21 protein-coding genes and 1 tRNA gene are annotated in these 24418 nt (G+C 59.1%); 9 read left to right on the forward strand and 13 right to left on the reverse strand.

Annotation, left to right across the window (positions count from 1 at the left end; translation table 11 throughout):
* Positions 1-9: 9 nt before the first annotated feature.
* The 9 genes from M8N44_RS09100 to M8N44_RS09140 form a co-directional block, all read right to left on the reverse strand.
* Positions 10-1635, reverse strand: a complete 1626-nt coding sequence (locus tag M8N44_RS09100; RefSeq protein ID WP_102728617.1) for an ABC transporter permease subunit — start codon at positions 1633-1635, stop codon at positions 10-12.
* A complete protein-coding gene (locus M8N44_RS09105) occupies positions 1628-2380 on the reverse strand; it encodes an ABC transporter ATP-binding protein (RefSeq protein WP_102728707.1) in 753 nt (250 codons plus the stop codon). The genes M8N44_RS09100 and M8N44_RS09105 overlap by 8 nt, the downstream gene beginning before the upstream one ends.
* 54 nt (positions 2381-2434) lie before the next feature.
* Entirely contained in the window at positions 2435-3526 is a 1092-nt protein-coding gene (gene phnW / locus M8N44_RS09110; protein WP_102728616.1) for a 2-aminoethylphosphonate--pyruvate transaminase, read from the reverse strand.
* A gap of 21 nt (positions 3527-3547) precedes the next feature.
* Entirely contained in the window at positions 3548-4339 is a 792-nt protein-coding gene (gene phnX, locus M8N44_RS09115) for a phosphonoacetaldehyde hydrolase (RefSeq protein WP_102728706.1), read from the reverse strand.
* Between the two features lie 136 nt (positions 4340-4475).
* On the reverse strand, positions 4476-5741 hold the full coding sequence (locus M8N44_RS09120; RefSeq protein WP_102728615.1) for a hypothetical protein: 1266 nt from the start codon (positions 5739-5741) through the stop codon (positions 4476-4478).
* A 193-nt stretch (positions 5742-5934) separates the two neighbouring features.
* On the reverse strand, positions 5935-7365 hold the full coding sequence (locus tag M8N44_RS09125) for an assimilatory sulfite reductase (NADPH) hemoprotein subunit (protein WP_102728614.1): 1431 nt from the start codon (positions 7363-7365) through the stop codon (positions 5935-5937).
* Between the two features lie 11 nt (positions 7366-7376).
* Positions 7377-8687 carry a 4Fe-4S binding protein gene (locus M8N44_RS09130; RefSeq protein WP_102728613.1) on the reverse strand — a complete coding sequence of 437 codons (1311 nt, stop codon included), beginning with the start codon at positions 8685-8687 and terminating at the stop codon, positions 7377-7379.
* A 288-nt stretch (positions 8688-8975) separates the two neighbouring features.
* Complete coding sequence (locus tag M8N44_RS09135; protein ID WP_102728612.1) at positions 8976-12911, reverse strand: TIM-barrel domain-containing protein; 3936 nt, start codon at positions 12909-12911, stop codon at positions 8976-8978.
* Positions 12912-13231: 320 nt separating this feature from the next.
* A tRNA-Met gene (locus M8N44_RS09140) sits at positions 13232-13308 on the reverse strand.
* Positions 13309-13659: 351 nt separating this feature from the next.
* On the opposite strand from M8N44_RS09140, the gene hpf reads away from it, so the two are divergent.
* On the forward strand, positions 13660-14253 hold the full coding sequence (hpf, locus tag M8N44_RS09145) for a ribosome hibernation-promoting factor, HPF/YfiA family (RefSeq protein ID WP_022397875.1): 594 nt from the start codon (positions 13660-13662) through the stop codon (positions 14251-14253).
* A 213-nt stretch (positions 14254-14466) separates the two neighbouring features.
* Complete coding sequence (locus M8N44_RS13940; RefSeq protein WP_012420041.1) at positions 14467-14595, forward strand: hypothetical protein; 129 nt, start codon at positions 14467-14469, stop codon at positions 14593-14595.
* A 248-nt stretch (positions 14596-14843) separates the two neighbouring features.
* On the opposite strand, the gene M8N44_RS09150 is transcribed toward M8N44_RS13940, so the two are convergent.
* Positions 14844-15596: a hypothetical protein gene (locus tag M8N44_RS09150; RefSeq protein ID WP_146021144.1), complete on the reverse strand. Its 753-nt coding sequence runs from the start codon at positions 15594-15596 to the stop codon at positions 14844-14846.
* Positions 15597-15727: 131 nt separating this feature from the next.
* Here M8N44_RS09150 and M8N44_RS09155 point away from each other — a divergent pair, with 131 nt between their 5' ends.
* The 5 genes from M8N44_RS09155 (at position 15728) to M8N44_RS09175 (ending at position 20713) form a co-directional block, all read left to right on the forward strand.
* A complete protein-coding gene (locus M8N44_RS09155) occupies positions 15728-17338 on the forward strand; it encodes an ABC-F family ATP-binding cassette domain-containing protein (RefSeq protein ID WP_102721317.1) in 1611 nt (536 codons plus the stop codon).
* Between the two features lie 67 nt (positions 17339-17405).
* Positions 17406-17963: a hypothetical protein gene (locus M8N44_RS09160; protein WP_102728610.1), complete on the forward strand. Its 558-nt coding sequence runs from the start codon at positions 17406-17408 to the stop codon at positions 17961-17963.
* A 106-nt stretch (positions 17964-18069) separates the two neighbouring features.
* Positions 18070-18816 carry a 3-oxoacyl-[acyl-carrier-protein] reductase gene (fabG, locus tag M8N44_RS09165; RefSeq protein WP_102721145.1) on the forward strand — a complete coding sequence of 249 codons (747 nt, stop codon included), beginning with the start codon at positions 18070-18072 and terminating at the stop codon, positions 18814-18816.
* A gap of 24 nt (positions 18817-18840) precedes the next feature.
* Positions 18841-20043: a formylglycine-generating enzyme family protein gene (locus tag M8N44_RS09170; protein ID WP_022397870.1), complete on the forward strand. Its 1203-nt coding sequence runs from the start codon at positions 18841-18843 to the stop codon at positions 20041-20043.
* A gap of 13 nt (positions 20044-20056) precedes the next feature.
* Positions 20057-20713, forward strand: a complete 657-nt coding sequence (locus tag M8N44_RS09175; protein ID WP_102728609.1) for a GNAT family N-acetyltransferase — start codon at positions 20057-20059, stop codon at positions 20711-20713.
* A gap of 142 nt (positions 20714-20855) precedes the next feature.
* Here the strand turns inward: M8N44_RS09175 and M8N44_RS09180 are convergent, their stop codons facing one another.
* Positions 20856-21602: a PEP-CTERM sorting domain-containing protein gene (locus M8N44_RS09180; RefSeq protein WP_022397868.1), complete on the reverse strand. Its 747-nt coding sequence runs from the start codon at positions 21600-21602 to the stop codon at positions 20856-20858.
* Between the two features lie 300 nt (positions 21603-21902).
* On the opposite strand from M8N44_RS09180, the gene M8N44_RS09185 reads away from it, so the two are divergent.
* Both M8N44_RS09185 and M8N44_RS09190 read left to right on the forward strand, forming a co-directional pair.
* Positions 21903-22616, forward strand: a complete 714-nt coding sequence (locus M8N44_RS09185; RefSeq protein WP_180975216.1) for a PEP-CTERM sorting domain-containing protein — start codon at positions 21903-21905, stop codon at positions 22614-22616.
* Between the two features lie 425 nt (positions 22617-23041).
* The gene (locus tag M8N44_RS09190) at positions 23042-23275 is read left to right on the forward strand and encodes a YkvA family protein (RefSeq protein ID WP_022395926.1); all 234 of its coding nucleotides are present in this window, start codon (positions 23042-23044) and stop codon (positions 23273-23275) included.
* A 22-nt stretch (positions 23276-23297) separates the two neighbouring features.
* Here M8N44_RS09190 and M8N44_RS09195 read toward each other — a convergent pair whose 3' ends face one another.
* Positions 23298-24110 carry a TatD family hydrolase gene (locus tag M8N44_RS09195; protein ID WP_180971107.1) on the reverse strand — a complete coding sequence of 271 codons (813 nt, stop codon included), beginning with the start codon at positions 24108-24110 and terminating at the stop codon, positions 23298-23300.
* 5 nt (positions 24111-24115) lie between these two features.
* On the reverse strand, positions 24116-24388 hold the full coding sequence (locus tag M8N44_RS09200; RefSeq protein ID WP_022395924.1) for a hypothetical protein: 273 nt from the start codon (positions 24386-24388) through the stop codon (positions 24116-24118).
* Between the last annotated feature and the right edge of the window lie 30 nt (positions 24389-24418).

Raw genomic sequence — 24418 nt, forward strand, 5'->3', positions numbered from 1 at the left:
GACGGTATTTTATTGTTTTTTGGTGCATCGGGCGACAATGCCGCCCAGAATGACCCGGACCAGGATATTCGTGGCCAGAATCAGGAGGGACATCACAAAGATGGAATCAAACTGCGCGTAATGCTGCAATTCCTTGATCTTGGTGGTCAGCACGGCCGTTCTGGCGCCCACTAGGAAGATGACGGCGCTGATCGTGATCATGCTGTTGATGAAATAATAGCTGAACATTTCCAGCACGGTTCCCAGCGAATTGGGCACCACAACCCGGCACAGGGTTTTCAGCCAGGAATCACCCATCAGGGCGGCCGTGGCCTCCCAGCCCTTGTTCATTTTCTCCAAGGAGCTCTTGCCCATCAGGTAGGGCGTGGTGAAGAAATGGACCACGTTGCAGAGCACCAGAATCAGGAAGGTGTTTTGCAGGCTGGTTCCCGTGAAGGCGAACAGGAATGCCAGGCCGAGCACCATGCCCGGAATGGTGTTGGTCACCACGGCTATCCCATCAATCGCGCCGCGGGCCACCCGCCCCAGCCCGGAGCGCGCGGATGCCAGCGCGGCGCCGTAGGAAAGCAGGGTGCCCAGCAGCGCGGTCAGCAGCGCCACCCACAGGGAATTGCCGTAAATGGAAAGCAGGCCGCGGGAAGAGAGGATGCGCATGAAGCGTTCCAGGGAAAATTCCACCTCATAAGGCCAGTTTCTGACGAAAGGCACCACGAACATGACCGCAAAAACCGCCGCAATGGTTCCGATGACGGCCAGGGACCCGGCGCCGCACACGGCGTCCCTCAGGCGGCTTTTGACGATGTCCTGGCGGCAAATCCTGTTGTACCGGAAATTGTACCGTTCCAGGTAATTGATCAGCAGGATGCTGATGATGGACGGCAGCAGCATGGAAACGGCGACCGCCGCGCCGCCGCCGAAGTTCGGGATGGCCCCCAGCATTTCATTGTACAAATGGATGGCCACCACGTCAAAACTGCCTCCGATGGAGGCGGGAATGCCGAAGTCCGTAAAACTCAGCGTGAACGACTGGATCAGCGCCGCCCCCAGCGTACCCACCAGCGGCCTCACGGCCGTTCCCAGGAAGGTGCGAACGGGGCCGTCCCCCATCACCTTGGAAACGATGACGAAGTTCTTGTCTACATACTTGAAGGTGTTGTTAATCAGCAGGAAGGCGACCGGCAGCGTGTAAATGGTGTAGCCCAGCAGCATTCCCTGGAACCCGTAAATGTCCAGCACCTGGAACCCCAGCAGCCGCGTCAGCAGCCCTTCCCTGCCGAAGGAATAGATGATGACGAAGCCGTACGTGATGGTGGGCAGGAACATGGGCGCCACCGTCATTCCCGCGATGAACTTGCGGAACAAGGGCGGCAGTCCCGTATTGTTCACGGCATACGCCAGGAAAAAGGCCAGCGCGGTGGTCAGCGCCGCGGAAATCCCGGAAATCAGAAAACTGTTCCGGAAGGATTCCAGGAATGCCGGGCTGGCCAGCATGGCCGTATAATTCCCCAGGCCGGATTCCCCACCTACCAGGAAGGACTTGCCCAGCAGCAGCGCCATGGGCAGGACCAGGAAGACGGAGAACACCAGGGCAACCGCCCAGAACACGCCCCGGATTTCTATCTGGGTTTTATGCATAGGAACCCTCAAAGAGGGAAAGAATGTTATTCCTCTTGATCTCCAGCTGGTTCAGGATGAACTGCTTCACAAAGCTGTTGCTGGGGCTGGAAATGATTTCCCGCGGCGTGGAATACTGGGAAATGCCTCCTTCGTTCAGGATCAGCACCCGGTCGGACAGGGTAAGGGCCTCCTCCGGGTCATGCGTCACAATGATCGTGGTCAGGTTGTACTCCCGGGCAATCGTCTTGATGCGGGACTTGATGGACTCCTTGATGACGCCGTCCAGGGCGCTCAGAGGTTCGTCCAACAGCAGGATGCGGGGCTTCATCACCAGCGTGCGGGCCAGGGCCACGCGCTGCTTCTGGCCGCCGGAAAGCTGGTCGATGCGCTTGTCCAGATGTTCGCTCAGGCCCAGCAGCTCCACCAGCTCCCGCACCTCACGGGGGGAGCTGACCCCCGGCTTGTTCTTCAGGCCGTACGTGATGTTCCGATAGGCGTTCAGGTTGGGGAACAGGGCATAATCCTGGAACACGATGTTGAAGCCGCGCCGCTGCATGGGCGTGCCGCTCACGTCCTCCCCGTCAAAAAGGATCTGGCCGCCGTCCAGTTCCGCCAGCCCCAGGATGACGTTCAGCAGCGTAGTCTTTCCGCTGCCGGACGGCCCCAGGATGGAGACGATTTCCCCTTTCCCGATGTCCAGGCTGATGCCGTTCAGAATGGGAACTCCGTTATAGACTTTCTTGATGTTTTTCAACTGTAGCATGGTAACCTCCTGGCCGCCGCAGCGGCCCGCTGGCATTGATGGATGGGAAGGGAACTACTTGTTCCGGCGGATATCCGCCACGGCCTCCGCCAGGCGGCGGAAATCGTCCGGGAACACGTCCCCGATATTGCCGATGCGGAAGGTAGGGGCTTCCGAAATCTTGCCGGGGTAAATGACGAATCCCCGTTCCTTCAAGGCCTCATAAAACTTCTGGAAATCAAAATCCTCCTCCGGGTACAGGAAGGACGTGATGATGGGGGACTGGAGTTCGTCCGGCAGCAGGGTCCGGAACCCGCTCCGGCGCATCCCCTCCACCAGCGCCGCATGGTTTTCCCGGTACCGGTCATGGCGCGCTTCCACGCCGCCCTCATCTTCCAGCTCCTTCACGGCCTGGAAGAAGGCGCGCACCACATGCGTGGGAGAGGTAAAGCGCCACTTGCCATGGCCCTTCTCCATCTCCGCCCACTGGTCATACAAATCCAGGGACAGGGAGCGGGAGACCCCCTCGCACCGGGACAGGAAGGAGCGTCTGGCAATGACGAAGCCGAAACCCGGAACGCCCTGGATGCACTTGTTCGCGCTGCTGACCAGGAAGTCGATTCCCAGCTTGCGGATGTCAATGGGAATGCCGCCGAAGCTGCTCATGGCGTCCACGATGAACGTCAGGCCGCGACCGCGGATCGCCCTGGCGACGGCCTCCACCGGATTCAGAATGCCGGTGGTGGTCTCGCAGTGCACCATGGCCAGGTGGGTGATGTCCGGGTGTTCCTCCAGCGCGCGCCGCACGGCCTCCGGCGTCACGGGCGCCGTCTCCTTCAGGGAAACGAGGACGTGATTCAGGCCATGGCGGCGGGCGATGTCCCCCATGCGCTTGCCGTACGCACCGTTGGCGACGATCAGCAGCTTGTCCTGCGGCCTGACGGCGCAGCTCAGCGTGGCTTCCACGGCATAGGTGCCGCTGCCCTGTAAAAGAACGGTGGTGTATTCGCCGTCCAGCCCCGCCAGCTTCAAAAGCTGTTCCCGGATGACGGTGACCACGCCCTCGTTGTAATCCTTGTCCCAGGTGCACCAGTCCTGAAGCATGGCCTGGCGGACGGATTCGGAAGTGCTCAGCGGGCCGGGGGTAAGAAGAAGGTAATTTCTCATGGTTAATGGATGGTTGAAAGGCTAGCGGTTCATGGAGGCGTTGATCTCCTCAATGCAGGCGGGCAGTTCACGAATGGAATCCAGCACGTAATGCGCTCCCGCGTCCAGCATGCGGCGGCGCACTTCCTCCTTCATTCTGTTCAATTCTGCGGCGGGCATGGCCTCATATTCCTCCTCGCTCAGGCCCAGTTCATTGCTGCCCGTGATGATGCCCACGGTGTGCACTTTCGCACTCAATCCTTCCCGGATATCCGCCATCGTATCGCCCACCTTCACCACCTGGTCCACGGAGGGGATCTCCAGGTCAATCATGTTCCGGTAAACCATGTACGGCGCGGGACGGCCCGCGGGCACTTCGTCCGGCGTCACCAGGTTGTCCACCACGTAACCCCGGGCGGCAGCCCCGGGACGCACAATGTCCATCATCTCCGCCGTGTAGCCCGTGGTGGACCCGACTTTGATGCCACGGGCCTTCAGCCCCTCCAGCGTTTCCACCACGCCGGGAATGGGGGTGGTGAAATCCTTCAGGGAGGCGAACAGGTGCGTTTCAAACCCGGCGTAAAGCTCCCGCACGTCGGATTCATTCCAGGAACGGCCGTACTTCCTCTCAAACTGTTCGCGAACCGGCTCCATTTCCAGAATGGCGCGGATGTGGTCCACTTTCAGCAACCCCATGGGTTCCCGCGCCTGCCTGTAGGTGATATCCAGGCCCTTTTCCCTGAACACGCTCAAAAAAACGTTCAAAGGGGCGAAACAGCCGAAGTCCACGGCCGTACCGGCCCAATCCATGATGATGCAACTGACTTTATTCATAATCTGTAATGTCTGGTCGTTGAAGGAGCAGCAGCGGCGGCTTTCCTCCGGGAACGGAGCCAACCTAAAACCTTCCCCGCCGCCGGACAAGAGCCGCCTGGTTGCAATGTTGTCACATAAACGGCGCCGGACACGGTCAGAAATTCGTGTACGCGCCGCAGATAAACGTCCACCCCGTAAACCCGGCGGAACGGCCTCCGCGGGAATGCCCGTACTCCGCCATCGTCATGATCTTCAGCCGCGCGGGATCGTCCCGGTACACAAAGAAATTCAACCCGGCGGCCACGGCCTGGTAGCAATCCACGCGGTTCCCTCCCCTTTCCGCCAGGGAGGCATAGCGCTTGTTCGGCTTCACGGCGTCCGGACCGAATGCGAGCTGGTAGCGGGCGACCGCCTGCACATGCCCCGTCAGGTTGAGGGACGGCATGACGGTCAGCCCCGCCAGGCCGGACGGAGCTATCACGCCGCCGGAGGAATACTCCCGCAGCCGGGAGGCCCAGACCGCCTGGGCCATCAGCTCAAATGCGCCCTGCTTTCCGTAATAATACAGCGCCAGCACGTTCCGCGCCCCGGTGCCCGTGTAATTGCCGTCGTAGGGGCGGTCCTTCATGTCGCCCCAGTTGTAAATCCAGTCGCAGTAAAGCCGCCCTTCCTTCAGCAGCAGGCCGTCCGCGCGCGCGGACAGGCCCAGGCTCATGTTCACGGACTCCCAAGTGCCCCAGGTTCCGCGGCTCCTCTCGTCCGTGTTGGACCACAGGCCCGCGTAATACCCCAGCGGCTCCTTCTTTTCGTCATTATAGCTCCAGACGCCGAAGGAACTGTCGCTGACCAGCATGTTTTCCACGGCGGAAATCTCCGGCAGCTTATACTTGGAACTGGAAATGCGGTTCTCCGCCAGAATGACGGGAAGCACCTTCCCCGCACCCACAACAGCGCCCGGCAGGGAATATTCCAAATGGGCCTCATAAAGGTTGCCGCGGGTCATTTTGTGGTTGTTCCAGCGTCCGCCCTTGTAATAGCCCAGACTGTCCACGCCGCCCATGTTCCAGATATTAGCCACTTTCAGGTCCCGGAGCACCCTGGCGTTCCAGCCCAGCCTCAGCCGCCGCCATTCCTCCGTGCGCCCGTGGGAGCCGGGGTACGTCCCGGAACCGCTGGGGGACACGGCCGCCGCCTGGTACTGGGCCCGCAGGGACACGTTGAACTCCTGAAGCCACGGATTCTCGCCATTCCTGTACAAATGCACGTTGCCGGGACGGGCTCCGTAGCTTTGCGCCCAGAGTCCGGACAGGGAGGACACGCCGCCCGCCGTTCCGTTCCAGGAGGAAAAACCTTCCGCGCCACACGCAAAGCCGACGGCGCAGCCAAAACAGGCGGCATAGAAAAAAGAGGCCAGGGACATGATTCCCCACCATATCCGTTCCGGAACCCGCCTGAACCATTTTCAGGTCAAAAAATCGCCACACAACAACATACCGGAAAAAGGAAAAACGCGGCTTTCATCTTCGCGCCTCCTGATGCATGCCCATGAAAAAACAGGGAGGTCCCGGCGCGCCCCCTGAAGCTTCCCGTGGAATTCACGGACGGTGCAGCCGTCACGGCTCTGTCTCTCCGGAAAGCAGGCGGTCAAAGACCCACTCCCCGAACGTCCACTCCTCATTCTCCCCTTTGGCAAGGGCGAACTGCCGGAAAAGTTCCCGGAACAGCTCCCTCACTTCGCCAAGGGGAACGGCGCGGCGCAGCAGGAACGCCGTCCTGTCGCCCTGGGCGCGCCCTCCGGCAAAAACATCGTAAACGCCCTCGCTGCGGCCCACCATGGCCAGCTCTGCAAACAAGGGGCGGGAGCAGCCGTTGGGACAGCCGGAAATCCGGAACACCACGGGTTCGTCATCCAGCCCGAATTCATGCAGAATTTCTTCCAGCCATCCGTTGAGCTCCCGGTGGACCAGGGAAGAAGCGGCGCGGGCGCGGCGGCAGCCCGGCAAGCCGCGGCAGGAGCAGGATTCAATGGAGAGCGGGGGAAAATGCCTGGACCCGCGCAGCAGTACCTTGATGCGTTCCGCCACGCACCTGTCCGCCGGATGAAGCCTCAAATTGCCCCGCGGCGTGATGCGCACCGGAGAAGTCAAAAAAGGGACCACGCGCCGCCATGCCGACGCCACGGCATATTCCGGCGTATCCTCCAGACTGCCGGAAGGGAGCGCCACCAGCAGCCCGTTATAGAAATCATTGCGGCTCCACTCCCCGGAAGAGGAAAACTCAGGTTGCTCCCCCTCTCCCGGGTACAAGCCGGCGTTTTTCAATTCATTCAGAACCCAGTCCAGGCTGCGGGAGGCGAACAGCGACTTCAATCTCCTCTTGCGCGGATTGTCCGGTTCCCCGAACTGTTCATTCAGGGCCGTCAGCACCCCCGCCGCCTTCACGGCCTCCGGCAGGGAATACCGCCCCAGCCAGGATGCCGCCCGCGGCGCCAGGGCCGCACTGCCCCCCTGAATGCCGCCCCCGCCTCCGGCAAACAAATGCACGCCGCCCTCCGGATGGCCGCCCTTGGGAACCACAAAGCCCAGGTCACAGGAAAACAGCCCGAATTCATGGTGCGGAGCCTCTTCCAGACAAATACGGGCGCGCTTGTGCAGGGCGGAAAAACGTCCTTCAGGCTGCGGGTCCGAGGAAAAAAGACGTTCGCGGTTTTTGCGTATTTCATACGCGGGGAAGGAAACGGGAGCGGAAAACCTGTTCAACTTTCCGGCGAACTCCAGCCATGCGTCCCGGTTTTCCCCCCAGCAGAGGGAGGAACCTACATCCACGGCCTGTTCCGTATAGGGAACCAGGCGGGAAAGCTTTTCCGCCAGGGCAATGCCCTTCTCCACGCATTCCCGCTCATCCACCCCGTCCAGAGGAATGGACAGGGTGGAAAAGGAAACAAGGCGGCATCCCCCGTCCACGGCGTCCAGAACGGCCTGCCACTGGGCGGGTTCCATCCATCCTCCGCAAAACGGATATTCCAGGGTGTAGGTATTTCTCATGATGAATAAAATCAGACTCGCGCCGTCGCCAGGAACACCACGTGCATGACGGAAACCAGCGTTACAAAATACATGTCCGCCCGCGCGGACGGCACAGAGGAGAAGGGACCGGCCATGCCGAGGCCCAGAGCGCCGTGGGAACACCGGGAAATGCAGTCCCGGCAAAGGGTGCAGCGCCTGGAAATGCGGCAGGCCCCGCCCTCGCGCGAGATGGCGAGGTCACGGCAGGCGGCGGCGCACTGCATGCACCCGGTGCACGTCTCCTTCACGAGCATGCGCCAGGGGGACAGCCTGCCCAGCAAACCGGCGGCCAGCCCCATGGGGCAAAACCTGCTGCAATATTCCCTCACGCCGCCCGCGGCGCTCATTCTCCAGGCCAGGGGAGCCAGGAAAGCCGCGGCAAGCGCAACCGCCAGGGCGTATTCCACCGGGAGTCCCCACAGGGACAGGAGCAGCGGCGTTCCCACCGCTGCGGCGAGGGCCGCCCATCTCCAGTCCCGGAGGCCCTTGCCTCCCTTCACCGGACGCCCCTTTCTGCGGGAGGAGGCGGCGGACAGGCAGTCCCACACCCCGAAGTAGCACAGATGGCTGCACCACGCGCTCCCGGCCAGAAGGACGGATACGCTGAACAGCGCCAGCATGAAGATGCCTTCTCCCCGGTAAACCGGGCCGGAAATCATCATGAACGGCACGGGAACATGCAGCCTGCCCGTCATCAGAAGGGAGGAAGCCACCGTCACGCCCAGCAGAAACTGAAGAAAAAACACGGAGGCGAATACGGTCCACATCAGCCGCCGCCTGCGGGGAGACGCCTGCGGATTCAGCAGCCCCTCCGCACAATAGCCTCCCCACCAGGCCAGAAGAAGAATCACGAATCCGTTGACGCCCTGCCACGGCAGAACACGCTCTCCCAGCAGCAGGCGGAAAGGGGCCAGCGCATCCAGCAGAAACAGAAATAGCACGGAGGCGGAAAACACGCGGCTGCGCGCCAGCTCCGGAACAGGCAAATCCTTCTCCCCGCGCCTGCGCCACAGGATGGCCGCCGCATGAAGCAGCAGTACGCCCGCCAGAATGGCGGCCAGCCGCAGAAACGGCAGTCCCTCCATCATCCGCAGCCTGGCCAGATGCCAGGTTTCCGCCCCCCAGAAAAGCAGGGAGGCCAGCAGCAGGAACGTGACGCTCCTGCGGAGCCAGCCGCGCCGGGAAAACGAAAGCGCCGCCAGCCCCATGCACAAAATGACGCCCGCATGCATCCCGCCGCGCAAAAAATGGGCGGCCGTCATCAGAAAGCAGAACAAGGAGATGAGTCCGGGGCCGGTCATGGCATCGTGGGCGCCTGTCTGGCACCCCCAACATAAGTGAAAAGACCGGGCGCTCCAGAAAAAAACGGTTCATCCGCCCGTGAAGGGAGCCTCATTGCGTCACCCCTCCGCCGGAACAGCAACGCAGGGAAATATTTCCCCTCCGCCGCTCCGTCCGGAAGCCTCCGGAACATGCGGAAGGGCGCCGTTCCACGGCGGCGAAAGCCGCGGGGGCGCCCTGCCGGAAACGGCGGCCTCCATGCGTGGACGCTGTCCAGCCGCGCATGGAGCCGCATCAGGATGTTAAAATTACAATTTCCTGGTGTTCAGCTTTTTATCCACCACCATGCCGTCCGTGAGCTTCGGCTGGAACTTCACGTCGCGACGGGCCTTGAACTTCAGCACAAACAGCTCGGAGGTTCCCTCCACAGGTTCCTTGTCCCCGATATTGACGAAGGTGGGATACAGGGCCTTGGTTCCGTTCGTATGAAGCCTGTCGTTCGTCAGGTTCTCCATCTTCTTCATGTTCTTAACCTCCACGCCCACGAATTCCAAATCCTTGGGATCGTACGGGAGGGCAAAGCTCAGAGCATTCACCAGCCGGAGGTTCCGGCCCTTCACGGTCACCTTGACGGCGTCTCCCTTGGCGTACCTCTTCTTATCGGCGCTGAGCAGGAGCTTTCCGTCCAAGCGGGCTTTCTTCTTTGCCTCCTCGGCGGCTTTCTTCTTCTCGCCGTCCCCTTCCTTCTTATCCCCTTCCTCGTCCTTCCTGGCGGCTTCTTCCTGCGGCTGGTCGGCTTCGTCTTCCAGCTGGGTGGCTACCACGGAAATATCGTAAGCGTCAATAAGGCCATTCTTGTTGATGTCTCCGTTGCTGATGTAGCCTTCAAAGTCGGAATCGCCTTTCCGCAGGCCCGTGTAGTTGATGTAGGAGGTCAGGTCGTTCCGGTCGATCTTGCCGTCATTATTGATGTCGCCCGGCAGATAGCTTTCCGTGCCCGGCACCTTGAAGACGTAGATTTCCCTGCCGGAGCCGTAGTCGCCCACGCCTTCCGTGACATTCAGCTTGATGTAGCGCGCCGTGGGGGCGTCCTTGAAGTTGAAGATCTTCACGTCGCCATTCTTGTCCCACTGGAACGTTCCGGCCTTCGTCCAGTTTTCCCGGTCCATGCTGTAGGAAATGGAGCCCTTCAGGAGCGTTCCGTTGCCGCCGTCCTCACGCGGAACGTAATGGAACTTCTCAAGCTTGTTGATGGTCTTCAGGTCCAGAACCAGGTCAAACGGCACGGCCTTCTCGTTGTACTTCGTGTGCCACGCGTCCTTTTCCTTGAAGTCAAAGAGTTTCGTCAGGGAATTGCCCTGGTTTTCCACGCTCGTTTCACCTTCGATTCCCGGAATGGCGAACTCAAGCGGGTTGGCCTTGGTCTTCGCGCTGATGGCCGTCCAGGCGGAATGGCCGTCCTTGTTGACGGCGCGTACATTGAAGGAATAGGGCGTTTCCGCCTCCAAATCCTCAAACAGGAACTCCGTCCCCTTGATGGTGGTATACAGCATTCCGCCGAATTCGATTTCATAAAAATCAGCGTTCGGAACAGCATCCCATGAAGGAGTCAAGGTATATGCGGCCGCGTTTTCCTCCGTCACCCTGGCATTAGCGGGAGCGGTCAGGGCGCCGGAAGAGACACGGTATTTTTCCGCGGGTTCAAAGCGGAAGCCTTCCACGGAAAGCACGGTGGGGACAGCCGTAATATCCGCCGGGGCCAGCTTCACCAGCAGCTGCGGGTTTTTGGCAATCACCTTCTTCTCAAAATCGCTTCCCTTGGTCGCAAACCTGTTCAGGTTGGGAGCCTGGTCATAGAAATACACGTTCTCCCGGGACTTGAAATCCTCCATGGAATTCGCTTCCGCCAGGTTGACGCTGTTTTCCCCGACTTTGGCGGAAACGCTGGACGGCTTCTGCGTCACATTGATGCGGAACTCCGTGGCCTTCTTCTTCTGGAAGCCGTTGAAATCCCCCACCGCCGGATGAACGGTGACGGTCACGTTGTTCTTGTCGTCCGCCCGGGATTCAACCAGGGTGCGGACACCCTTGCCGGCCCTGTATTCCTCCGTCACGCCGTCGTCGTCATACGCGGTAAAGGAAGTGCTGCCGTGCGGGTAAAGCTCGTAAATGCGCAGGTTAGGATTGATTTCCGAGACATTGTTGCTCGGATTGGCCATGGGAATGATCGCGCCGTTCTTGACAAACACGGGCAGTTTCCACAGGGGAGCGTCAACGTCATTGTAAATCTTGCCGCCTTCATACAAATCCCCGGTGAAATAATCGATCCATTGTCCTTCCGGCAGGTAAATGCCGTGGCGCACGTCATTCCCCTCCTTGTCCGCCCTGGTTTCCTGGTAAACGGGCGCCACCAGAAAATAGGGGCCGTACAGGAACTGGTACTGCGTGGCCTTCCCCAGCGTGTAGGGATTGGGGTATTCCAGGAACATGGCCCGGATCATGGGCAGGCCGGAAACGGATTCCTCCGCGATGCTGTAGGCGTACGGAAGCAATTCCGACTTGAGCTTGAGGTACCACCGGTTGATGGAGGTATAGGGTTCCCCGAAGGCGTGGGGATACTTTTCATTGGCTCCCCAGCCGTCCATGTTCAGCTCCATGGGAGTGAAGGTCTTCCACTGGAAATCGCGGACGTTCACCAGCGGATTCTTCCCGCCGAAAATGCCGTCCATGTCCGAACAGATGTTGGGCTGGCCGGAGAGGCCGGAGCCGATGTAGGTGGGAATATGGAAACGGATGTACTCCCAGACGCCGCCCGTCTGGTCGCCCGACCAGATGCCGGCATAACGCTGGGTTCCGGCCCAGCCGTCCAGGGAAATGATGAACGGTCGGCTGTTGTTACCGTAATAGGTCATGATCTGGGCCACGTCCGTAATGCCGTTCAGGCCGAAGGAATAGCCGGCGCCCACCCAGGCGACGTCCGTCTTCAGCACGCGCACTCCGGCGTCCCTCACCTCCTTCACGATGTCGCGCTGGAGCAGGGCGCTGATTTCCGGCTTGGGATGCAGGTCGGACTGGGTCCACAGGCCTATTTCCACGCCGTTCTTCCTGGCGTAGTCCGCCAGGTTCTTCAAATTCGCGATATTGCCGTCCAGGGTATCCGTCTGGCCGTAGCCGGCTCCGTAGCCATCGTTCGGCAGGAGCCATCCCAGCGGCATGTCATGGGCCTTGTAGCGGTCCACCACGGCGCGGCCGGAAAACTGGTAATTGTTCAACTCCCCGTTCAGGGATTCCTTAATGCCTCCGTTATCCTTCTGGCTTTCCTTGTACCGTTTTCCGTCCTCAAACAGGATGCCCTTCTCGTCTTCCTTCCAGTAATCCCGGTTGTAGGCGTTCAGGTGGCCCTGGTAAAAGGCGAACTTGGGCAGCAGGACGGGGGCGCCGGTAAGCTGGTAGAAATCCCCCAGCAGGCTGACGGGCCCGTCGTTGACCATGAAAAAGACGTCCAGGTAATTTTCATCATGCGAAAGGCTGACCAGGTTCTTCTCCCTGGAGCCGAAATCATACTGGCCCTTCTTGAAGGTATGCCACATGACGCCGTAGCCGCCGGTGGACCAGTAGAAGGGAGTGGGGGAAGCCACGCCGCCATCCGTCCAGCTGTTCTGGTTCTCAATGGAAATCACCTTCCCCTTGTGGGAAAAACGGCCGTTCTGCACGCCGCCGCCGTAGAAATATTCATCCGGCTTCGCTTTCAGGGAAAAGCTGGTGCTGCCCTTTTCAAAAAGGACGGGGGCCGCCTGCTCCACCACCACGGAATTGTCCTTCAGGTTGATGATCTTGAGAAGAGAGGTCTTTTTGTCTATTTCAATCCTGATCTTCCCTGTGGTGATGGTGACCACATCTCCCTGCTGGTCCACGTCCAGGCGGGAAACCGGCTTCCGGGGGTTGTCCGCCAGGATGCGGGCTTCCGGCTCCGCCTTGGGGTCGCGGATAATGCCGCCCTTGTCATCCCGGAAAATCCGGAAAACGTTGTCCCCGTAAAAATCGAATGTCATCCGGTGGTTCTTGCCAAGCAGCACTTCCACGGCGGCAGGGTTGATTTTCCTGGCGCCTTCAACGGGCTGGACCTGTTGTTCCGGGGTCAGTTCTCCCGATGCGGCAACGGCGAGACCGGAGAAGGAAAAAGACAATCCGAAAGCCAGCAGGACGGACTTCCGGAACATGCCATGGTCAATTGAGTTTCCCATTATTGTAGTGTTTTATATTATTCAGCCGGAGCGGCGCCACGGAAGGGATGCAAACGATCGTTTCCGGCCGGGCAACGGGCCGTTTTCCTTCGTCATGCCGTCCAGTGGCGCAGATTATCTTGCTGCACCATACCCTTTGTCCGTAATCGCCACAAGGCCAAAGACGGCAGTAACGGCGCACCATTGCTCCACACGGCCATAAAATACCCGTTCACAGCCACTTCCCTTTCAAGGATGACCTTTTTAAAAGAATTACTTCCGCCCCATGGCGCAGGGGCACGAAAAAGCCCTGCAAGCTTTTGACTTGCAGGGCTTTCAAATGGTTACGGGAGCAGGATTTGAACCTGCGACCTTCAGGTTATGAGCCTGACGAGCTACCTGGCTGCTCCATCCCGCGATTTAAAGAGCATCCGTAGAGGAGTGCGGAATTGTTATAACCTACTTCCGCAGCATGTCAAGTACTTTCAAATAAAAATTTTCATGGCTGCGACCGTATGACAGAGGTCCGGAAACGCTTTCCGGGGGCGGCGGAAGGGAAAGGAAAAACGCAGGCCCCTTCCGGCGGCTTGGCTCACAACAGGTAGGAGAGTTGCCCGGCCCCGGCATGAGGGAACAAGAGCGGAAAAATCCCCTTCCCCGCACACGGAAAAAAAGAAAGGATTCCTCGACAAACATTGTCAAATCTGTATATCTTGAAAGGTGCGGACTGGGTTCCGCGCATTAACATCAACTAGAAAGAGGTACGACAATGCAAAAGGTAAACGTAAACACACCCATTACGATCACGGGGCGCCACGTGGAAGTCACAGACGCGATTCGGGAATTCGTAACGAAAAAGATTGAGGGGATCCGCCTGGACTTCCCACGCATTATGGAGGTTAAAGTATTGCTTGATGTGCAACGCGACCGCAAGATTTCCCAGGTGATTCTGTTCTGCTCGGACCACATCACCATTGACGCTTCCACGGAAGGGACGGACATGTACGCCTGCATCGACGAAACGATCACCAAAATCATGCGCCGCATGCGCAAGCACAAGACGCGCCTGATGAAAAATTTCCGCCCCCATCACCAGGAAACCATCCGCAAGCTGGATGAAACGGTATATGACGATTCCGTACTGGATTACCCCGGAGATTCCAAGGAAGACCCGGAACCCCTCCTCATTCACAGAGAAAGCTACAATCTCAAGAAGCTTTACAAGGAGGAAGCCATCATGGAACTGGAACTTTCCGACAAGCCCTTCGTGCTCTACAGGAATGCGCGACGCGACGTGCTCCAGATCGTGTACCGGAGGCCGGACGGGGACTACTCCATTATTGAACTAGGCACCAGCCTGTGACCGTAAAAAACGGTTTTGAAACAAACCGTTTTCCATAACGCATCAAAAAGAGCAGGACTCCTGAAACCGGGGGTCCTGCTCTTTTCTGTAATGCCGTGACATGGAACAAGAAAATCTCTTGATTTCTACTTGCCACCATTTACATTGGTCCCAGCAAACCTCCGTGGATGCGGAGGTTCCAGTAGTTAACAAACACTGTATTTAATTCGAATTATGAAGAACATCGCTATCCTCGCCATCGCCGGCGCCGCTTGCCTGGTCGCTTCTTGCTCCCAGCAGCAGCAGCAACAGCAAACCACCGCTCCTGCTCCCGCTCCGGTTGTGCAGGCCAAGGGCAAGTAAGTTTGCAGCAGGGCCTCGCCCTGCAACATTAGCAAATCATCCAATTAATCCGCACTCGGTGTACGCACTGAGTGCGTTTTTATTTGCCCGGAACCCGGTTTTCAGCCGTCATTTGCCGGTTCACCGGGATTTTCCTTAAAAACGGCGGACGCCGTAGCAAACGCAGGCATTCCCCGCACATGCAGGCGTCACCCGCCATCAAGCAGGGACGTGCACAAGCTCCGGCCTCGTTAAACGGCCTTTTACATTCAGGCAGCCTTGGAAGCTCCGCCGCCGGAAGCGCCAGCTTCTTTATGGACAGCAGCGGAACCGCTTGCCTTCGCCTCCTCCTGCTGACCGGACTGGAATATCCTCTGGATCAGCAGGGGGCGTTTCCTGGCCCATCCGGGCCAGACCAGGTGATGGTCCATTCCGTAGGAATGCCCTTCAGGAAAGGCCTTGGACACGAACGGTTCCCGCCAGTCCTCCTCCCATTTGCCCCCTTCCCGGTCCTTCTGGGTCAGCACCACCAGATGCCCGCAGTTCTTCCAGGCGTCCAGGACGATGGAACCCTGCAATCCCCCTCCGGCAGCGTTCACGTACACGCAGCTGTGCTCCCTGCCCGTTCCATGGTCGCGGATGGTCAACCCCACACGGAAAAACTTCACGGGGCGGCGGCGCATGTCACGGTACAAATCCTGCTGCACCTGCCAGCAGAGCCCCCTGTCGCGCAGGTTGGAATTGACCAGGATGTTGTTCAGCCAGCCGAACAGCACAATCCTGTTATTCCGGGCAATCGCCGCGGACTGGACTACCGCCGTGTCCGCCAGCCACTTGGCTTCCGCCCTGGCGGCGGGAAGAGCGGCCTTCTCCGGCGGCAGCAGCCCCAGAAAAGCATTCGCCAATCCGGACATCTGCTGCTGCACGTAAGGTCTCTGTATATAATCCTCAGCCGGAGGAGTGCAGCAGGAACTCCATCCGCACAGGAGGGCGGCAGCAAGCAAAAGCCTGAATGTCTGCATGGTCGGCATGGCGCGCCAAGGCTAGCAGATTACGCGTAAAAATCCAGTAAAGCTTTCAAAAATGACCGTCCCTGCCCTGACGGCTCTTGCCTTCCCCCTCCCTCCCCGGTAGAATGCCGCCCCTCTTCACCATGCTGACGATCAAAAACCTCACGAAATCCCACGCCGGACGCACCCTGTTCCGGGAAACGGAAATGACCATTAACTGGGGGGAACGGGTTGCCCTGGTAGGCCCCAACGGCGCGGGCAAGTCCACCCTGTTCCGCATGATTCTGGGAGAAGATACGCCGGACGAAGGCTCTATCAACATGGATGAATACGCCATGGTGGGCTATCTTCCGCAGGAAGCCAGCGAACCGAAGGATGAAACCGTGCTGGAAATAGCCATGGGCATCACGCCGGAAATGGAACGCGCCATCCACGTCATCCGGACGGCGGAAAACGCCAACAAGACGGATACGCCGGAGTATGCGGAGGCCATTGACACCTTTAACGCCGCCAACGGCTACCAGCTGGAACCCAAGGCCAAGAAAATCCTCAAGGGGCTGGCCTTCCGGGAAAGCGACTTCCACCGCCCCGCTCGGGAAATGTCCGGCGGCTGGATCATGCGCGCGTACCTGGCCAAACTGCTCGTCCTGGAACCGGACCTCCTGATGCTGGACGAACCCACCAACCACCTGGACCTCCTTTCCCTGCTGTGGCTCCAGCGCTACCTGAAAAACTACCCCGGCGCCATCCTGATGATTTCCCACGACCGGGATTTCATGGACGAACTGGTGGAAAGCGTGTACGACATCGACAACGAGGAACTGGTGGAATACCGCGGCAACTACTCGGATTTCCTGAAACAAAGGGACATGCGCTTTGAACAGCTTCAGGCCGCCTACCGCAACCAGCAGAAGGAAATCGCGCACATCCAGGAATTCATCGACCGCTTCCGCTCCATCAACTCCAAGGCCGGGCAGGTCCAGAGCCGCATCAAGCAACTGGAAAAGATGAAGCTCATCCAAAAACCCGTGGCCCGCAGGAAGGTGTTCAAATTCAACTTTCCCCAGCCTCCGCGCAGCACCCAGAAGGTCATTGAGCTGGAAAAAATCTGCCAGTCCTACGGCGACCACAAGGTTTATGAAAACCTGGACCTGCTGGTGGAACGGGGAGAACGCACCGTGCTGGTGGGCCCCAACGGCGCGGGCAAGTCCACCCTGCTGAAAATCCTGGCGGGCATCATCCCCATTGACTCGGGAAAACGCACTCCCGGCACCACCACGCGCATCGGCTACTTCTCCCAGGCACGCACGGAAAACCTGAATACGGAAAACACCGTCCTGGAGGAAATCATGAAGTGCAACGCTGAAATCCGGGAGGAGGAGGCCCGATCCATCCTGGGCTCCTTCCTGTTCCGGAGGCTGGATGTGGAAAAACGCGTCAGCGTGCTTTCCGGCGGAGAAAAATCACGGCTCAGCCTGGTCAAGTTCCTGGTGGACCCGCCCAACCTCCTGCTGATGGACGAACCGACCACCCACCTGGACCTCCTGTCCGTGGAAGCCCTGGTGCAGGCCCTGAAACATTATGAGGGGACCCTGGTCTTCATCTCCCACGACGTGCACTTCATCCGCTCCCTGGCGGAAAAAACCCTGCACGTGAACCGGGGAACCATCACCACCTATGCGGGCGGGTACGATTATTACCTGGAAAAGTCAGGCATTCTGGACGACGAAAAAGGCGGCATCACGGCGGAATAACCGTCCTCCCCTTTTCAGCTTCCCTTTTCTCCTTGCCTTGGGTCTCATCCTGCCTTAGAAAGACAGGATGAAGACTTTCCTCGTCCCCGTCCTGGCCTCCGCCCTGATGGCCGGAGTTCCGCTCGCCTTTGGTGAAACGGCTGCCCCGGCGGCTTCACCCGCGCCGGCAGCCCCGGCGGAAAAAACTCCGTCCGCGGATTCCCTCCTCAACCAGGCCTTTTCCGTAGCCATTGATGTCCAGCAGACGCTGGCGGCAGTACAGGACAAGGAAAGCGGGGACAAGGCCGTCAAGAAATTGCAGGGCATTCAGAAGGACATTCAGCGTCTCATGGGCTTCCGGGAGAAATTGAGCGATGCGGAAAAGGAAAAAATGGACGCCCTGTCAGAAAAAATGGAGGAACGGATGGACATGCTGAGCGAACGCTGTGAAAAGGAGGGCCAGCGGCTGCTGGAAGCCCGCTATTACGGCTCCTCCGCCCTGAAGGACATCCTGGAAAACTCGGATGAATTCAGCGATCTCGTCGAGCCGGATGAAGATGTGGCGGAACCGGAGGAGGACAATACGCCAGCCACAGCCGGAAACGTTCTTTCTCCCAACCCTGAAGACCTCCTCCCGCCGAATTGACCGGAAAAAGGCGCCCATACAGGAAAAGCCGTGGAGAACAACCGCCCTTTCCCGCTTCCATTTCAAGCTTGCCGGAACCATGAAAAACGGGTTTACTGTGGGCAGCATGCAAAAGTTAGCAGGTAAAACAGCCATCGTTACCGGGGCAGGCCGCGGCATCGGCAATGCCATCGCCCGCCGCTTCGCTTCAGAAGGAGCCAAAGTCATCCTGATCAGCCGCAGCCCGTCAAGCTGTGGAGGAGCCGCAGAAGAGATTAACAAGGAATTCCCGGACTCCTGCAAGGCCTATCCCTGCGACGTGGCGGATTACGCCGCCGTTCAGGAAACCGTCTCCGCCATCCTGAAGGACTTTCCGCAGATCGACATTCTGGTGAACAACGCCGGCATTACCCGTGACTCCCTGATGCTTCGCATGAAGGAGGAAGACTGGGACGCCGTCATGGATACCAACCTGAAAAGCGCGTTCAATACGGTGAAAGCCCTGCAGCGCGTGCTGATGAAGTCCCCTGCCGGACGCATCATTAACATGAGTTCCGTCATCGGCCTCGTGGGCAACATCGGGCAGGCCAACTACGCCGCCTCCAAGGCGGGCCTCATCGGTTTCACCAAATCCCTGGCCCTGGAATTCGCCCCGCGCAAGGTGACGTGCAACGCCATTGCCCCCGGCTTCATTTCCACGGAAATGTCCAACGCCATTCCGGACAACCTCAAGGAAGAAATCGTCAAGAAAATTCCCCTGAAGGAACAGGGCTCCGTGGAAGACATCGCCGCCCTGACGGCCTTCCTCGCCTCTGACGATGCCCGTTACATCACCGGACAGGTCATCGCCTGTGACGGGGGCATGACGATGTAAGGCTTTCCCGGTCTTCACCATCCCATGCGCGGCATTTTCCTTGTTTCCTGCTTTCTGGGAGGAAGCGCCCTGCTGGCCGGGTGCCGGGACGACGGCTCCCCCCGCCCGGCCACGGAGGATGCCGCGCGCATTACCGGCGCGCGCCAGTGGGGAGAGAGCCGCTCCGCACTGCAAAAACGGGAGCTGGACCGCGCCGCCGGACCCGCCCTCCCTATTCCGGACGATCTGCCCGCCAGGGAGCTGGTCGGCACCACACGCCAAATCCACCAGCTCATTGAAGCTTCCGGGATCCCCTCACGTTTTGAATCCTATACGGAAGCGGTGCCCGCAGCGGGGGCATCCCTGCGCATGGCCGCCATTCCCGGCGGAACCTTTCTCATGGGGAGCCCTGCGGAGGAGCCGGGCCGCAAGCCGGACGAAGGCCCGCGGCATGAAGTGAACGTCTCTCCGTTCTGGATCTCGGAAACGGAAATTCCCTGGGAGCTCTATACGGCCTTCATGGAAAATGGACGTCCGCGCGCCAAGGACGGCCAGCTTCTGGAGGAACAGCCGGACGATGAACTGTGGGACTCCGTCACGCAGCCCACAGCCCCCTACACCGCCATGAACCTGGGCATGGGCCACGGCTATGAACACGGCCTGCCGGCCATCTCCATGTCCCATCACGCCGCCAGCAAATTCTGCGAATGGCTGAGCGCCCAGACCGGGCATTACTACCGCCTGCCGACGGAAGCGGAATGGGAATACGCCTGCCGTGCCGGGAACCCCGGAGCCTACTCTTACGGAAACGGGGAGGAAGCCCTGGACCAGTACGCCTGGTACTGGGACAATTCCAACGACCGCTACCAAAAAACAGGCTCCAAAAAGCCGAATAAGTGGGGCCTCCGGGACATGCACGGAAACGTGGCGGAATGGGTTCTGGATTCCTACCTTCCGGATGCCTACGGCAAGCGGGACGGCCAGCCCGCCAAAGACCCCCTGGTCATCGCGCCCAAGGCTCCCCACGTCGTTCGCGGCGGCTCCTGGGAAGACGATCCGGACCGCCTGCGGAGCGCCGCGCGCCGCGCCAGCTCCCCCGCCTGGAACCGGCAGGATCCCCAGAACCCCAAAAGCATCTGGTACCTGACGGACGGCGGCATGATCGGCTTCCGCGTGGTACGCCCCATGAACATTCCGGACGTCATCACCATGCACCGCCTCTGGAACTTCTCCAAGGGGGAGCCGTGAAGAGAGACCTTCTATGACCATCAAATTAAGAACGGAACAGCCCGCAGACTATGCCGAAACGGAACATGTCACGCGGGAAGCGTTCTGGAACCATTATTCCCCCGGCTGCAATGAGCATTACCTGCTCCATATCATGCGCGGCAGCCCCTCCTTCATCCCGGAACTGGATGTGGTCGCCGTCCACGGCGGCCGCATTGTCGGGAACATCGTTTATGCAAAATCCGTCATCAGGACAGATGACGGGAAGGAATGCGAGGTGCTGGGCATGGGGCCCATTTCCGTTCTTCCGGAATACCAGCGCCGGGGAATTGGACGGCAAATGATCGAACATACCAAAATGAAGGCCCGTGAAATGGGGTTCCGGGCCATTCTGCTGTACGGCGACCCGGACTACTATTCACGCCACGGGTTCGTGGCCGCGGAAACGCTGGGCATCAGAACGGCGGATGACATGTACGCGGCAGCCCTCCAGGTCTGCGAACTGCAGGAAGAGGCCTTATCCAGCATGAAAGGCCGTTACGTGGAAGCTGCCGTGTATGATCTTGATGAAAAGTGCGCCGCCGAATTTGACCTGCATTTTCCGGCAAAGGAGATGGTCTCCGGAACTCCGTCGCAAAAGCGCTTTGAGAAAATTGCCGCCATGCGGAGAAAAGCGGATACGGGAACCTGAAACCGGAAATCCTTGCACCCTCCGGATGTCATGAATCCCGCATCCGGATACGTTACATTCGCAGCCCTTTTTTCCAGGGGTAAAAAATAAGGGCCGTTCCATGAGAACAGCCCTTATCCGTCAAAAGCCTGTCATCAAGGGCTCAGGCCCTGCGGCGGCGCATCATCAGGGCAGCCAGCCCCAGCAGGCTCAGCGTGGCCGTAGCGGGTTCCGGAACCACTTCCCCGCGGATCTCCGTAAAAATGGGGGATAATTGAGCGAAGGTATTGGTTCCATTGGCTCCTGTAATGACAATGGAATCATCGGGCGCTCCCGCGCTGTCATGATGGCCGCGAATGCCGGGAGCAGTCAATCCGTTGCTGATGGTTACCGTATCTCCATCCGTGGAAGAAGTAGGCGCGCCTGTCCCTCCCGCAGCATACAAGTACGTTTTTGACGTATCTCCATTGATCATGTCCATCACGGCCTGGCTCACGGTCAGGTAACGGTACGTCGTGCCGGCGTCAAGAATCAGGGAAGAACCATCCACGGCTGAGAAATTGAACGTCAGATTGACCCCGTTGCCGGAGGTTCCCATATTGGTGCTCAGGCCGATGACCGAATTATCGGAAGCGTTCAGCACCAGAAAACCGTAAGTGACGTTAGCGCCCGTATTGCCGCTGGGCCCGCGCAGAGTAAAACTGTCCAGCCGGATATCTCCGGACAGGGAGGCGGGAGAGCCGGAACCAGAGACGGGGGCCAGGGCGGAAGAATCCAGCCCCAGATAGAACCCATGAATGGTGCTGTTGTAATTGTCTGCTCCAGGAGTGTAATAATTAAAAACAGTCGCGGCTTCTGAGGAAACGGCGAAGGTTCCAAGTGCGGCTAAAATTGTTAGTGTTTTCTTCATGTCTATTGTCCTGTTCCTTTTAGGCTTTGTAGCGGATTTGGAATCCGCAAACAATTAAAAATATTAAAGGTTAATATATTGCATTCATAATTCGTTGGAAATAATGATTTTTTGATGCCTCTGGTTCTTTTATTAACGTGGTGGAACGGTCTTTGTTATTCATTGATTTCCCTATTGCTTTGGCCTCTTTTTCATACTTGCCGGATTCCAAATCCGGATTCCAAATCCGTTATTTAGTTACTTACGCAGAAGCCCTGCTTATGCATGCGCACGCGTACCGTTTACTCCAGAACATTGATCATGAAGAAAATACTATCCGCCTTAATGCTTGCAGCCGGCATGAGCCTGAGCGCCACCGCGGCGACCACGCTTCTGGACAGTTCCATCGTAGGGTATTCCGACTTCACCTCCCGTCTGGCGGATTTCGGCACCCGGAAGGATTCCGTTGCCATCACGACCGATGGCGGCAATCTGGTGTTGTCCGGCACGACCTTTAGCCAGCCCGTTTCCGGGGGAAGCACGCGCAACAACATGACCGTGACCATGGTTCTGGATCTGTCCAAAATCAACACTCCGGAAGCCTATACCGCCCTGTTTAACGCCAAGGGAGGAAGTACCAGCTGGGGTGCGGGCCTGAATACGGACCGTACTCTCCAGGGATTATGGAACAATGCCGCATACAGCGGCGGCCCTACCACCTCCGCTCTGGGCACGGAAGGCACCCTGACCATTTCCGTGGTCACCGGGGAATTCGGCACCCGCATCTACCTGGGCGACAGTGCCACGTACCATACTGCCAGCGGCCTGAAATTCGGCGGCGTGGATATCACCCAGATTCTGATTGACGCGGGACTGGCTGACGCTGTTGAACAGCTCTACGTTCATGACTCCGCTCTTTCCCAGGAGCAGATCGGCCAGTTGATGAGTGAAATCGCCAGCGTTCCGGAACCCGCAACGGCAACCCTGGGCCTGCTGGGACTGGCCGCGCTGATGATGCGCCGCCGCAGGGCATAAAACCGCACCGGTTCTCCGTTTTTCTTTCAGGGCTGCCTCGCGACTCCGTGAGGCGGCCCTTTCTGCATCCGCACAACGCGCCTACCCTACCGGAGGCAGATACTTCTTCCTTTCCTCCCCTGAAAAACGATGTTCAAGGCAGCCTCCGGCTGAAACGCTTCACGGGGCGTCCGTGTCACCCCACCTTCCGCACAAATCCTTTTCCCCCACGCCGGAACAGCCGGAACCGGATACGGAAAAAACCGTCTTCCCTCTGCGGGCGGCGCGCCTCATCCTTGCAGCCGTCCTACCCCTGCGCAGAGCGGCCATTCAGGCTCTGCCGGGAGCAGCACACCCCCACGTTCCGGGAAGGGCGCCTGTTTCAAGCTGCTCCTTCCGCCTGAAAGGGGGAAACGTTTTTAACCTGCATACCCCACATCCTGATCATGAATCTCCAGAAACAGCAATTGCTCCTGCGCCTTTTCCGGTATTTCAAAAGCAAAAAAGGAGAACCGCGGTTTTTCAACAAGCGGAATATATGGCTGCTCGCCATTGCCGCCGCCTACATCCTGACTCCTGACGAATTCCTGTTTGACGGAATCGGCAAGCTGGGTCTCCTGGATGACGCCGCAGTCATCCTGGGAGCCGTCTTCACCGTCTTTTTTCCGGACGGGGACTAGCGGCCCGCGGCCAGGGATGCGGCTAGACGGACGATACCTTCCGGAACTTCGGGGACTGTCCCATGAACGCCTCCGGATTGCCTAAAAGAAGCTTCTCCGCCTCCTGCCGGGAAAAACCGCGCTTGTAAAGCTCGCAGGCCAGGGCCGTAAGCGCCAGGGGGTCGGAATCTCCCCAGTCCGCCGCGGAATTGGCCCAGACGCGATCCATTCCGTACAGCTCCAGAATATCCGCCGCCCGCTTGGGGTTCAGCTTGCTGGTGGGGTAAAGGGTCAGCCCGGCCCAGTAGCCGGCCTCCTTCACCAGCGGGAAGGTGTGCTCCTCGCAATGGTCCACCAGCACCCGGCCGGGGTCCAGCTCCGGACGGTTTTTCAGGGCGGAAAGAATCATTCTGGTCCCTTTCAGCTTGTCTTCCAGATGGGGGGTGTGAATCAGGACAAGCTGGTTCAGGCGTATTGCCATGTCCAGATGCTCTTCAAAAATAGTCATTTCATGGGAGGTATTCCGGTTCAGCCCGATCTCCCCGATGCCGAGGACATTCGGACGGTCAATAAATTCCGGGATGAGCTTCATCACTTCCCGGGCAAAGGCCACATCCTGCGCCTCCTTAGGGTTGATGCACAGCCACGTGTAATGGTCCATGCCGAACTTGGCCGCCCTGGCCGGTTCGCATTCCGTAAGCTGCACGAAGTAATCCCGGAAACCGTCCGCGGAGGAACGGTCATAGCCGGCCCAGAACGCCGGTTCTCCTACCGCCAGGCAGCCTGCCTGCGCCATGGCCCGGTATTCGTCCGTGGTGCGGCACACCATGTGTATATGAGGTTCTATGAAAGCCATGATTCTTATTTGCTGAAGTTCGGGGCTCCGCAGGCCGCCTTGGCGGCGGCGGTTTCCGGCACGGCGTCATCCCGGTAGGAAAGGGCTTCCAGAATGGCCCGGACGCGCCCGGCGCCGGAGGCGGACAGGAGGGGGAGCGCTTCCATCAGGGCGCGGTAGCGGAAATCCGCCTCCCCTTCCCCCCGGTCCACCCGGTCCAGAAACGCGGCTATATCCAGCACCCCGGCGCGCGCCGCCGCAAAATCGGCGTCCAATACCTCTTTTTTACTCCTTTTCATACGCAGACGATACGCCCATGCGGAAAGCCT

Source organism: Akkermansia massiliensis (assembly GCF_023516715.1).
Classification (GTDB): Bacteria; Verrucomicrobiota; Verrucomicrobiia; order Verrucomicrobiales; family Akkermansiaceae; genus Akkermansia; species Akkermansia massiliensis.